This window comes from Neobacillus niacini, assembly GCF_023715415.1.
GTDB lineage: Bacteria > Bacillota > Bacilli > Bacillales > Cytobacillaceae > Neobacillus > Neobacillus niacini_C.
The window spans coordinates 67246-80356 of record NZ_JAMBOB010000005.1 but is presented as its reverse complement, the minus strand read 5'-3'; the positions used below and the strand labels follow the sequence as shown (position 1 = coordinate 80356).

The 13111-nt window shown below is 37.6% G+C and carries 13 protein-coding genes; 1 reads left to right on the top strand and 12 read right to left on the bottom strand.

The window, feature by feature from the left end; genetic code table 11:
- Nucleotides 1–83: 83 nt before the first annotated feature.
- The 5 genes from ccpA to M3189_RS12360 form a co-directional block, all read right to left on the bottom strand.
- Nucleotides 84–1082: a catabolite control protein A gene (gene ccpA, locus M3189_RS12380; protein WP_251634391.1), complete on the bottom strand. Its 999-nt coding sequence runs from the start codon at nt 1080–1082 to the stop codon at nt 84–86.
- 350 nt (nt 1083–1432) lie between these two features.
- A complete protein-coding gene (locus M3189_RS12375) occupies nt 1433–2509 on the bottom strand; it encodes a bifunctional 3-deoxy-7-phosphoheptulonate synthase/chorismate mutase (RefSeq protein WP_251634390.1) in 1077 nt (358 codons plus the stop codon).
- A 234-nt stretch (nt 2510–2743) separates the two neighbouring features.
- Entirely contained in the window at nt 2744–3073 is a 330-nt protein-coding gene (gene ytxJ, locus M3189_RS12370) for a bacillithiol system redox-active protein YtxJ (protein ID WP_251634389.1), read from the bottom strand.
- Between the two features lie 87 nt (nt 3074–3160).
- Nucleotides 3161–3526 (bottom strand): YtxH domain-containing protein, encoded by a 366-nt coding sequence (locus M3189_RS12365; RefSeq protein ID WP_251634388.1) that lies wholly within the window; start codon nt 3524–3526, stop codon nt 3161–3163.
- A gap of 32 nt (nt 3527–3558) precedes the next feature.
- Entirely contained in the window at nt 3559–4020 is a 462-nt protein-coding gene (locus M3189_RS12360; RefSeq protein ID WP_251634387.1) for a DUF948 domain-containing protein, read from the bottom strand.
- A gap of 217 nt (nt 4021–4237) precedes the next feature.
- On the opposite strand from M3189_RS12360, the gene M3189_RS12355 reads away from it, so the two are divergent.
- Nucleotides 4238–5353, top strand: a complete 1116-nt coding sequence (locus M3189_RS12355) for an aminopeptidase (RefSeq protein WP_251634386.1) — start codon at nt 4238–4240, stop codon at nt 5351–5353.
- Between the two features lie 43 nt (nt 5354–5396).
- On the opposite strand, the gene murC is transcribed toward M3189_RS12355, so the two are convergent.
- The 7 genes from murC to M3189_RS12320 form a co-directional block, all read right to left on the bottom strand.
- Nucleotides 5397–6698 carry a UDP-N-acetylmuramate--L-alanine ligase gene (gene murC, locus M3189_RS12350; protein ID WP_251634384.1) on the bottom strand — a complete coding sequence of 434 codons (1302 nt, stop codon included), beginning with the start codon at nt 6696–6698 and terminating at the stop codon, nt 5397–5399.
- Between the two features lie 181 nt (nt 6699–6879).
- Complete coding sequence (locus M3189_RS12345; RefSeq protein WP_251634383.1) at nt 6880–9339, bottom strand: DNA translocase FtsK; 2460 nt, start codon at nt 9337–9339, stop codon at nt 6880–6882.
- Between the two features lie 93 nt (nt 9340–9432).
- Nucleotides 9433–10245: a DUF1444 domain-containing protein gene (locus tag M3189_RS12340; protein ID WP_251634772.1), complete on the bottom strand. Its 813-nt coding sequence runs from the start codon at nt 10243–10245 to the stop codon at nt 9433–9435.
- An 83-nt stretch (nt 10246–10328) separates the two neighbouring features.
- Nucleotides 10329–10643, bottom strand: coding sequence for a thioredoxin family protein (locus tag M3189_RS12335; protein WP_251634381.1), 315 nt, complete (start codon nt 10641–10643; stop codon nt 10329–10331).
- Between the two features lie 18 nt (nt 10644–10661).
- Entirely contained in the window at nt 10662–11153 is a 492-nt protein-coding gene (locus M3189_RS12330; protein ID WP_251634375.1) for a hypothetical protein, read from the bottom strand.
- Nucleotides 11154–11298: 145 nt separating this feature from the next.
- A complete protein-coding gene (locus M3189_RS12325) occupies nt 11299–11817 on the bottom strand; it encodes a DUF84 family protein (RefSeq protein WP_251634374.1) in 519 nt (172 codons plus the stop codon).
- A 60-nt stretch (nt 11818–11877) separates the two neighbouring features.
- The gene (locus M3189_RS12320) at nt 11878–12951 is read right to left on the bottom strand and encodes a M42 family metallopeptidase (RefSeq protein ID WP_251634372.1); all 1074 of its coding nucleotides are present in this window, start codon (nt 12949–12951) and stop codon (nt 11878–11880) included.
- Nucleotides 12952–13111: the final 160 nt, after the last annotated feature.

Genomic DNA, 13111 nt, shown 5'->3' with positions numbered 1-13111 from the left:
ATCTACAGGCCCTCCAGTGCTTGTCGGGGCTAGGAAAAAATGAACTGCTTTTTTCCCTGGTCAAGGCGCCTCCGCTTTTCTTTTTAATTAGTTGATTGACGGTGCTCAATGCGATGTGGAAGAACAACGGTTTGCTCCTCTACCTCTTCTTTGTTCATTAATTTGGTAAGTAAACGCATTGCCACTGCTCCGATATCGTATAAAGGCTGAACGATTGTAGTCAGTTGCGGACGAACCATTAATGAAAGTCTTGTATTATCTGATGTAATTACTTCGAAGTCTTCAGGAATTTTATACCCTTTATCCTCAGCACCATGAACGACGCCAAGTGCCATTTCATCAGAACCAACAAGTATTGCTGTTGGTCTATTTGGAGCCTCTAATAATTTATCGAATGCTTCTAAGCCAGAGTCATAGGTATAATCACCTTCTACAACAAGTGACTCATTATAGTCTATTCCAGCATTTGCAAGTGCCCGCTGATATCCTTTTAATTTTTTGTGGATATTTCTAGGCTCCTGTAATGGTCCTACTACAAACGCAATATGCTTATGGCCTTTTTCAATAAATTCATTAATGGAGTCATAAACAGCTTGTTCGTAATCAATGTTAACAGAAGGAATCTGTTCAGATTCTTCAATCGATCCAGCTAACACAATGGGAACCGGTGACTTTCCAAATTCATCCACATGTTCTTTTGTAATATTTCCACTCATGAATACAATTCCATCCACTTGTTTTCCTAGCATGGTATTTAATAAGTGTAATTCTTTGTCTAAGTTTTGATCGGAATTGCTTAAGATAATGTTGTACTTATACATGGTTGCGATATCTTCAATTCCACGTGCTAGTTCTGCAAAGAAGATATTTGAAATGTCGGGAATGACTACCCCAACAGTCGTAGTCTTTTTACTGGCCAATCCTCTTGCAACTGCATTAGGACGGTAGCCAAGTCTATCAATGACCTCTAAAACTTTTTTTCGAGTAACAGGCTTTACATTTGGATTTCCATTGACTACACGTGAAACAGTTGCCATTGAAACATTTGCTTCCCGGGCAACATCATAAATTGTTATATTCACGTTAACACTCTCCTTAAACACGATACGTATTTTCTTTTATTTTACAGCAAATTCAATAATTTAGTCTTTTTTTTGTCCAGCTCCAGCGCCTAGCCCCTCGAGGTCACTTCGGTCCTGCGGATGAAGTCAAAAAGCACGACTTCATCCACAAGCCCTCCAGTGCTTGTCGGGGCTGAACAAGGCGCTTCCGCTTTTCTGTTTGTGAGAAAATATACAAACTTTTATATGTATTTAATCATACGATAAGAATCAACAAGTCGCAATGATATATATTCTCATTTTCACTATATTTTCATTATTTAATTAGAAAAGACCTTCTGCAAGGACTGCAGAGGGTCTTTTTCACTTAATTATATTCTAACTAGGTTTGATGCAAGCAGTTCATTATAGAAAGTATTAAACTGATCAAGATTCATTTGCTGTTGTGCATCAGAAAGTGCCACTGCTGGATCTGGGTGAACCTCAGCCATAACGCCATCCGCACCGATTGCAAGCGCTGCTTTTGCAGCAGGAAGTAGTAAATCTCTTCTACCCGTTGAGTGAGTAACATCGACCATTACTGGTAAATGTGTTTCTTGCTTAAGAATCGGGACAGCAGAAATATCAAGCGTATTTCTAGTTGCCCGTTCGTACGTTCGAATTCCACGTTCACAAAGGATAATTTGACCATTACCTTGAGCCATAATATATTCTGCAGCATTAATAAATTCTTCGATGGTAGCGGCAATACCTCGTTTTAATAAAACAGGCTTATTTACTGCACCTGCAGCTTTTAATAATTCAAAGTTTTGCATGTTACGAGCACCAATTTGGATAACATCAATATAATCAATCGCCATCTCAATATCAGCAGGGTTTACAATCTCACTAATGACAGCCATATCATACTCATCGGCCACACGTTTTAAGATTTTTAATCCTTCCACTCCTAGACCTTGGAAGTCATATGGAGATGTTCTTGGCTTATAGGCACCGCCGCGAAGCAGCTTTAAACCTTTTTCCTTCATTGCTTTTGCCACAGTTGCAACTTGTTCATAAGACTCAACTGCACATGGACCAAAAACAAAATGCTGCTTTCCGTCCCCTACTGTTTCACCTTTTAAAGTAACAATCGTATTTTCAGGCTTCTTTTTTCTTGAAACAAGTAGTGCTTTTTGATGGTCATCTTTTTGCAAATCTAAGCCTGCTTTAAAGATTTCCTTAAATAAGTGGTCAATGGTTGCATTATCAAACGGACCATCGTTATTTTCTTTAATAACATCAAGCATTTTTCTCTCGCGAACTGGGTCGTATTTGTAAACACCTTGCGTTTCTTTTGCTTTCCCAATCTCTTGGACGAGTTGAGCTCTTTCATTAATTAGTTTCAATAATTCTAGGTTAAGATCATCAACACGTGTCCTTAATTCTTCCAAATTATTTTTGCTCATGTTTTGTCCCCGTCCTTTCATAGCATGACAGATTAATCGCAAAAAACAGTTCCGAAAATTGTCAGCTAGCTCCCTATTAATAAATTTTTTTAATTATTCAATAATTAGGCTTTATTATAGCTGAAAAGGTTTACTTTGTCACGTATTTTTCTTTAATGATTAAACGCTTTTAAGCACTAAAGCGAAATGTTGTATAATAAATCATTCTATGCTGGGATTTTTATTTGATGCCTATCAATTTTCACTAATCGCACTTGTTAAAGAACGATTTGTAATTTTCCAGTGAGAGGCATTCCATACCACCGAACCATCCTTAATTAACAGCGCTTGTGGGGATTCATGCTTAACTTCAAATTTCTCGGCAATTTCATTAGATAAAGGGCGTGAGTCTTGTACAGCTAAATAATAGGCTGGCACGCTTTGATTTGACTCTGCGTATTTTTGATATTCCTGATAAGCCGCCTGACTTATTGGACATGTTAAACTATGTTTCAGAAATAAAAATTTGTCTTCTTGCTTCAATAAATCCTCAAATTGTTCTAATGTATCGATTTTTTTTAGCATATTCAATCCTCCAAAATAATAAACGGTGAAGTCATTCTATCACTTCACCGTTTTTGATACAAATAATTCGATTAGTTACCCAAATTCTTAATGAGTTACTTTATATTCTTCTTCTTCAAACGCCTTTTTTGCTTCTTCTAATTTTTTTCTGATTGCTAGTTCATCCACGGTAGCCTGTGGTTTAGTTTTTTGTATCCCGCCAATTGAAATGTAGAGTTCTTCTTCTGTATCGGTTGATGGCTGTGTTTTTTTCACAAGTTGGACCGTTTTTTCCTTTAGTGTCTCTGCTTGATTGTTAATGGTACTTCGAAGGTCCTTGCCGGATTTGGGGGCTAAGAAGATGGCAGCTGCTGCACCTACTAACCCGCCAATCAGTGCTCCTAGCAAAAAACTACTTGATGAGTCTTCACTTTTGTTTTGGTTTAGTTCTCTGCTTTCGTAATCTTTACCCATAATGGAATCCTCCTTTATTTTAATAATAATCATTATCTAGATCTAACTCTTTTTATTTCCTCGGTGCTGCCTTCTTCTTTTTCTTTTTTCCTGGCATTCCATTTATCTTTTAGTTCGAGGAAAACGTTACTCCATTGGACTAATTGGGAGACTTTTTCTTTGTTTTCTTCTACTTGTATTTCAAATGAATCTGTTAAGTCTTTTAAAGTTCCATTGAATTTATTTACTGTTGTCCCCACATCTTTTACGGCCGTTACCACACTGTTTAAACTCTTTGACTTTTCCTGGATATCATCAGCAAGTGCATTTGTTTTTTGTAAGAGTTCTGTTGTTTCTTGTGTGACACCATCCAACTGTTTTTCCAATCCAATTAGCGTTTTTGAAACACTCGAAAGGGTTACTTGGAGAGAGGTTAGTGTTTTGGCTATGAAAATGACTAGCACTAAAAAGGCAACCGCTATCAAAGCGACGCTTAAATATAAAATAATTTCCATTTGTCTTACCTCCGCATTTATACCATTATGTATTACCTATCTATCGCTGTGTTAAACGTAGCTAGGTATCTTATACTACTTCAAGATAATTGTCTCATTTTCCTGCATAGGATTACAATACGTTTTACTCTTAAGTTGAATTTTTATCACTTTCTTTGTGAAATCGGTTACAATAAATACTGTATTATTATTTTTTTCGTTGGAGGAATCTGAGCATATGAAAGATCCACGTATTGAAACGTTAGCAAAAAATCTAATTAACTATTCGGTAGACTTGCAAAAAGGTGAAAAGGTATTAATTGAAAACTTCGGTTTGCAGCGTGAGCTTGTAACGGCACTTGTTAAGGAAGCCTATCTTGCAGGTGGCTACCCATTCGTACTTCTTAAGGATCAACAAGTTGATCGTGCCTTACTCCTTGGTGCACAGGAAGAACAATTTAACATGATTGCTGATTTCGAAGCAAATGTAATGGGGAAAATGGATGCATACATAGGACTTCGTTCTGGTGATAACATTAACGAGCAAGCAGATGTTCCGGACGATAAAATCAAGATACATGGAAATACAATTGGTAAAAAGGTTCATCGAGACATCCGTGTACCGAAAACAAAATGGGTTGTCCTGCGCTACCCGACCTCAAACATGGCTCAGTTAGCAAAAATGAGTACGGAGGCATTTGAGGACTTCTATTTTGATGTATGTAATTTGGATTACGGAAAAATGGATAAAGCTATGGACAGCCTTGCAGAATTGATGAACCGTACAGATAAAGTTCGTCTCACAGGTCCTGGAACTGACCTTAGCTTCTCCATAAAGGATATTCCGGCTATTAAGTGTGCAGGCCATGCAAATATTCCTGATGGTGAGGTATATACCGCACCAGTACGTGATTCAGTAAATGGAGTGATTACTTATAATACCCCGTCCCCTTACCAAGGATTTACTTTTGAAAATGTAAAACTTACTTTTAAAGATGGAAAAATTGTTGAGGCAGTGGCAAATGATACAGAGCGTATCAATAAAATTTTTGATACGGATGAAGGAGCACGGTATGTTGGAGAATTTGCCATCGGCGTAAACCCATACATCTTAAATCCAATGCAGGATATTTTGTTTGATGAGAAAATCGCCGGCAGCTTCCACTTTACCCCAGGTCAATGCTATGATGAAGCCTTTAACGGAAATCATTCTAATATTCACTGGGATATGGTCAACATTCAGCGTCCGGAATACGGTGGTGGAGAAATCTACTTCGATGATGTGTTAATCCGTAAAGACGGCCTTTTCGTTATCCCTGAACTTGAAGGTTTAAATCCTGAAAACCTAAAATAAAACTAAAAAAGGATGTCCGTATAGATACGGGCATCCTTTTTTATTATAAAGTAAGCTGATTTTCATAGGATTCTTGGAATTTCTGTATATCTCCAGCGCCCATAAAAATAATGACACTATTTTTATGTTTCGCAAGCAGAGAAGTATTTTCTTCCGACAATATTTCTGCCCCTTCAATTTTCATTTGCAGGTCATTAATTGTCAATTTCCCTTGGTTTTCCCGTGCAGATCCAAAAATTTCACATAAATACGTCTTATCTGCGAGTCTCAAGCTTTTTGCAAAATCCTCAAGAAAAGCTTGAGTTCTTGAAAAGGTATGCGGCTGAAATACAGCTACAATTTCCCTGTCTGGATATTTTTGATTGGCCGCATCAATGGTAGCTTTAATTTCTGTAGGGTGATGGGCATAATCGTCAATCAAAATTTGTGAACCAATTCGTTTTTCTGTAAATCTTCTTTTAACACCCTGGAAGCTGATTAATTGTTCCTTCACAATTGCAGCATCAATTTCTTCATAGTGACATACCCCAATGACAGCAAGAGCATTTAGAACACTGTGCTCACCGAAAGTAGGGATGGTAAATGTATCATAGAAGGTATTACGAATAAATACATCAAAGGTAGTTCCACTAGTGCTTTTCACAAGATTCTTGGCTTGATAGTCATTTTCCTCGTCAAAACCATAGAACAATACCGGTACCTTTGCCTGAATCTTTTGAAGCTGTTCATCATCACCATAAGCAAAAATTCCCTTTTTAACTTGAACGGCCATTTCCTGGAATGCTGAAAAAACATCATCAATATTTGCAAAATAATCAGGGTGATCGAAATCAATATTTGTCATGATTGCATAATCTGGAAAATAGGACAAAAAGTGTCTTCGGTATTCACACGCTTCGAAAACAAAATATTTAGATCCTTCCTCGCCCTTACCTGTACCGTCACCAATTAAAAACGAAGTCGGCTTTGCACCCTTAATAACATGGGCAAGCAAACCAGTTGTAGACGTTTTACCGTGTGCTCCTGTAACAGCCACACTAATAAAATTCTGCATAAAATCGCCTAAAAAACGGTGGTAACGAACAATTGGCAGTCCGAGCTTCATGGCCTCTTGAATTTCCTCATGTGTATCAGGAAATGCATTACCAGCAATAATCGTCATCCCCGGTTTAATGTTTTCCTTTTGAAAGGGGAGAATCTTTATTCCTGATTCTTCAAGGGCCAGTTGAGTAAAAAAGCGCTTTTCGACATCGGAGCCTTGTACATCGAAATTCATATCATGGAGAACTTGTGCTAATGCACTCATTCCTGACCCCTTTATACCTACAAAATGGTAAATAGTCATATAAAGAACCTCCAACCAACGTCTATCTGTAAAACAGTATATGACATCTATCTTGAAATGCTAATTTTTAACTTTAGCTTGGTAACACATGAAATCAATATCGTAATCACATTTAAGTATTATAACATTGTTCATCAATAAAAACTATTTGATACCTATGTCACCTGTAATTTTTTTTAAATTAATTTATTGTACCAGTATCTTGCAAGGACTCCAAGTCTGTTATTGTGATGAGTACTTCTCGCGGCTTGCTGCCATTGGCACTTGTGATGAAACCATTAGATTCAAGCATATCCATTAGTCTTGCTGCACGGTTATAACCGATTTTAAATCTTCTTTGAAGGCTTGAAGTGGAAGCAAGCCCTTGTTCAATAATAAATTCACAGGCTTCGTAAAAAAGCTCATCCTCTTCTTCCGTTACTTGTGCCTTTTTTAACAGTTCCTCTTGTTCAAACAAGTATTCAGGCTCACGCTGCTCTCTCACGTGCCCGACAACTAGGTCAATTTCCTCATCTGACACAAAGGTTCCTTGCAAACGAACAGGCTTTGAAGAGCCATTCTCTAAAAAGAGCATATCCCCACGGCCAAGTAGTTTTTCAGCCCCACTTATATCAATAATTGTTCGCGAATCCACCTGTGAAGAAACAGAAAAGGCAATCCGCGTTGGGATGTTGGCTTTAATTAACCCTGTAATAACATCCACTGAAGGTCTTTGCGTCGCAACAATTAAATGAATTCCACATGCTCGAGCTTTTTGTGCAATCCGGCATATCGCTTCTTCCACATCCGCAGGTGACATCATCATTAAGTCAGCTAACTCATCGATGATAATCACAATAAACGGAAGTTTATCACTGTATTGTTTATGCTTTATGGCAAGCTCATTAAATCGATTAATATCACGAACACCAGTATGGGCAAATAGCTCATAACGTCTTTCCATTTCATCGACAGCCCATTTAAGGGATGCAGTCGCAGCCTTTACATCCGTTATAACTGGACTAACTAAATGCGGAATTCGGTTATACGGAGCTAGCTCTACCATTTTAGGGTCAATCAATAATAGCTTTAAATCTTCCGGACTAGCTTTAAACAATAAACTTACTAGGATGGTATTAATACATACACTCTTACCAGAACCAGTGGCACCAGCTATTAAGCCATGGGGCATTTTCTTCAGATCGGTAACGATTGGCTTGCCGGAAATATCTAGTCCTAGTACTGCAGTCAATGGGGATTCAGACTCTCGAAAGACTGGACTTTGAATGATTTCATTGATAAACACAGGGCGTGATTTTGGGTTTGGTACCTCAATACCTATTGTATGTTTTCCTGGAATCGGTGCTTCAATCCGAATATCCCGAGCGGCAAGACTTAGCTTTATATCATCACTAAGATTTGTAATCTTGTTTACTTTTACCCCGGGCTCTGGTTGAACTTCAAACCGAGTCACCGCTGGTCCTTGCGTTACATTCACTACACTTGCACCGACATTAAAATTTTGCAGTGTTTGGTTTAATAGTTCTTCTTGATATAATAACCATTCCGTATCGTCTTCTACAATAACTGGCGGGTTTAATAAGTTCATTTTAGGAAACTCATATATATTCGAACCTGCATGTATTGATTGCTCCTCTATCAGCCTCTGAATGATAGGTTTTATTGTAACTTCTTCTAGATCATTTGTTTGGTCCATTGTGAGATCTTCTACTTCATCTGATTGTTCTAGTGCGACGACCTCTACTTCATTTATCTGTTCTAGTGCAACGATTTCTACATCATTTGACTGTTCCATTGCCACTGTTTCTAAATCATTCACTTGCACTGCCTCAGGGGTTTCTTCGATTACCTTTTCCGACTGTAGTTTATCTACGGGCAATAATCTTCTTTTGCGTTCTTCCCATTTTACCTTATCCTGTTTTAGCATCATGACATTGAAAGGAAGCGGCGATCGTTTTGGTGTGTGTACCTCAATTGTTTCTTGGGGTTTTTCTTCCACCTTCGTTTCAATTACCGGAACTTCTTCAATTGCCTCTACCTCTACTATTTCAATTGTCTCAGCTACCTCGGATATCGCAACAGCTGTTTGGGCTGCAGCCATTTCAATCTCAGAGAGTGACTCATTCTCCGATACAGTTGTGACAGAATCAAGCTGTTCTTCAAGTTCATCATCAAAAAAATGACTTAATTCATGTTCTACTACTTTATCAGGAACTCTATTCGGTCTGCTAAACCCAAAAATAGGCGATGGAATTTCTGTCAACTGAAACGGTTTTTTCTTAATAGGCGGTGTACTAGTCTTTGTAGTTTCAGGCAGCTTCCTCGTATTATCTATTTTCTTTGTTTCTGAACTTCTTCTTTCATCATTTCTTTTTTCAGTGCTACTTTTTTCAGTATTTTGTTCTACCCTCTTTTGCCGAGCTGCATGTTCAGTTCTTACCATTGAAACTTCTGCCTTCAATTTGAAGTGAAGCTGCCCTTTAGGATACTGATAAGATATTTTTGTATCTAAATGGTGCCCCCCTTCTACTATCTTATGAGGCAATGACCGTACCGGTTGCTTGTTATGTATGTCATATTCAGCATATTCATCTTGATTGTCCTTTATAAACCTTTGAAAAAAGTTTTGGATCCAGCTCAAAACTATCACTCTTTCTAAAATTTCTATCACTCTATTTTAACAGGTATTATTATTTTATCGACAAAAAATCTTAGAATAAGCAAAAAAGACCACTTATCGTGATCCTTTTCCGTCTCTATTGCCTGTCTTTCCTAAAATAAATATTGGTTCTAGTTCTCCATCCTCATACAAAAAGGATAATGCCGTTATCGGTACACGTCCACTAGCAAAGAAGCTCATTGCCATTTGCGCTAAAACATCATACCCTGTATTGTTTTGAATATCAGCGATAATTAAGACATCCTGGTGTGGAACACCAAGGACCATTGTCCCTGTTATTTTTTTCTTCATATCATTCAAGAAGCCTTTATTTAATATCCTGCTTGCGTCATATCCATCATTTGAATTAAGAAAATAAAAAGTATTTCCTGCTACTTGATCCTCTTTCAATGATGTCTTTAGCGACCTGACATTAAACAAGGCGATTTCTTTAATCCGGCTTGCCTGCCATCCCTCTTTTTCCATGATTCGTGAATCAATTAATCGGTAAGTCGTCCCCATATCATAGGCATAATATATTTTTGTTTCCGCCGTATGTTCCTCTGTTAAGAACGGAACCCCTTCCTCCGCTTCGATGGGAAAGGACGTTGAGCGAATAACTGGAAAAATCTTTTTCTCATGGTCTGTTAACTGGACTGTGTCCGTCATGGCCCTTAGTCCCTCTTCCACATAATAAACCACTTCATCAATTGCTTTATCTTTTTCTGAATGCCACTTAGCAACAATACCACCCAGCGAGATGGTAATTCCTTTTCCAAGGGCTTTATTTTCGATTCGCAGTTGATCCTTTTCTCGATCATATGTGATTAGACGATCTTCTGCGCTTAAGCGTGATTCTAATTCTCTTTTCATTTTTATACTATCCATTTTCATTTTAATCCCTCCAACCTATCCCACCCATTGTACATTAAAAATCCTCCATCTCAAAAGACGGAGGATTTGAAACTAAATTAATTTAAACCGTTAATAAATTCTTCAATTTCCTCTTGAGTTTTCCTGTCTTTGCTTACAAAACGACCAAGCTCTTTCCCCTTTTCAAATGCGATAAAACTTGGAATTCCATAAACATCTAATTGCTGGCATAACTCAATAAACTCATCTCGATCGACATGGATAAAAGTAAATTCACTATACTTCGTTTCGATTTCTGGGAGAATTGGTTCAATAATTCGACAATCAGGACACCAGTTAGCAGAGAACATAAAAATTGTTTTCCCCTCATCACGGAGTTGTTCAAATTGCTCCATCGATGCTAAATTCTTCACCGTCATCGCCACCTATAATTATTTTTGGTTTTTTACCGATTTAACAATTTGCGTCATTACAGCAGCTTCATTTTTTAAGCTGCTCGTTTTAATCAAAGTAGTAATTTTTGTTCCACCAATACCAATCGTCATTTCATTCATATCTTCTTCAAGTTTCTTAATAATTAAATATCCAAATTGATTGTTATCCTTGAATTGTTCATTTATTTCTATTTCTTTATTTTGTGCGACTGTTGATTTATATACAACATCACTTACTTTACTTTCTTGTGGATTATTAAAAAGAATATATTGTTTCGATCCATTTTTCAAAAGAATGTTATTTGGAGACTCTTCTTCAATTTCATAACCAAAAGGCAAATAAAAGTTAATATCTCCACTTTTATTATTTGTTTTTTTAGCCTTTTCATTAAGTGTTTCTTTTACTACTTCAATACTTTCTTTACTTTCTGCTTTGAAATTTGTTTTTCCACATGCACTCAGTAAGATAATAGATAAGATGATAATCAATATGGCATTAAAGAATTTCAGCTTTCTTCGCCTCCTAATGACAATTGTCCTATCACTATCATACCTTTCATAATATTCAAAAGACAAGTCTTTTGTCGATATTTGTTGTCGAAATAGGAAGTATTTTCAATTATTTGTGCATTTTTTACTTCTTTGAGCCTTTTTGATAGTAGTATTGCCCAACCAAGAGATTCATGATATGTGAAAACATCTCTGAACGATTGATTAATCCATTCGTAAAGATACCAATAGCACCTTCGTTCTTGCGTACATTTTCCTGTTTTGCATAATCATCCATTACAGGTCCAAGCTCTTCACCAGCTCTTAATCTATCTGCAATTTCTTCTGGCAGAAGAAATCTCGCCCCGCCAGCAATAATTGGCTCTCTCTCCTTCGAAGCTAGTGCACCCCAATTACATAATAATAAACCATGTGGGGATTCCTGCACTCCGCCCTCCAGACCAATGCCAATTTCACCATTTCCCTTTTCTAATGCCCCAACAGCACGGTTGATTGCCCCTTTAATTGTCTCGTCATCAGAAAATGGCTGTTCACTTACTCCAGAAGGGATGTCTAACGAAAGGAACTCCGTTTGCTGATAGTGAAAAGCATTTTTAACTGCCGCAACCTTAGCAGGGTTATTTGAACCAATAATTATTTTCATAACTCCCTCTCCTTTATCAAAGAAAAAGAAGGCATCTATATGCCTCCTCCTCATCGTTAATTAACTGTTCGCCTTAATGGTATCTACAGTTGTTTGATCACAAGCCTTTACAAGTTTTACGATTAGTTCTTTTGCAGCAGCATAGTCATCGATATGGATCATGGAAGCATGCGTATGAATGTAACGTGAACAAATACCGATTACACCGCTTGGGACTCCCTCATTGGATTGATGTACACGGCCAGCATCCGTACCGCCTTGTGAAACAAAGTATTGATAAGGGATTTTGTTTGTCTCTGCAGTATCAAGAATGAACTCTCTCATTCCTCGGTGTGTCACCATGGATCTGTCAAGAATACGAAGCAGCGCTCCCTTACCTAATTGACCAAATTCTGATTTATTACCTGACATATCGTTAGCCGGGCTCGCATCTAATGCGAAAAAGATATCTGGGTTAATCATATTGGCAGCTGTTTGTGCTCCGCGCAGACCTACTTCCTCTTGGACAGTTGCTCCAGAATAAAGTATGTTCGGTAATGTTTCATCTTTTACTTCTTGAAGCAGTTCAATTGCAAGTCCACAGCCGTAACGATTATCCCATGCTTTCGCAAGTATTTTCTTTTCATTCGCCATTGGTGTAAATGGACATATTGGCAGGATGGCCTGCCCTGGCCTTATACCGATTGCTTGTGCATCCTCACGATCATCCGCACCAATATCAATGAGCATATTTTTGATTTCCATTGGTTTGTTGCGCTGTGCTTCAGCTAGCAGGTGCGGTGGAATGGAACCTATGACACCAATAACAGGTCCGTTATTTGTCATGACTTGAACACGTTGGGCTAATAGCACCTGACTCCACCAGCCTCCTAACGTTTGGAATCTCAGCATTCCATTATCCGTAATCCCTGTTACCATGAAGCCAACTTCATCCATATGACCGGCCACCATGATGGTTGGACCCTCATGGTTACCTTTTTTAACTCCAAAAATACTTCCTAATTTGTCTTGCACGATTTCATCCGCATATTGAGATAATTGCTCTCTCATGAAATTTCTAACTAAATGTTCATTGCCTGAAGCTCCTGGTAACTCTGTTAATGTTTTAAATAGATTTAATGTCTGCTCATTCATAGTTATTTCCCCCTAAAGTGTGTATGTAAACAATATGTATATTTTTATATTACTGAAATATTAATTCTCTTACCAATAATAAATTTGTCAGAAGGATTTATTATGTTCTACCTGATAAATGAGATATACTGGAAACAAGAGCAAATTTGAAATTTTGGAG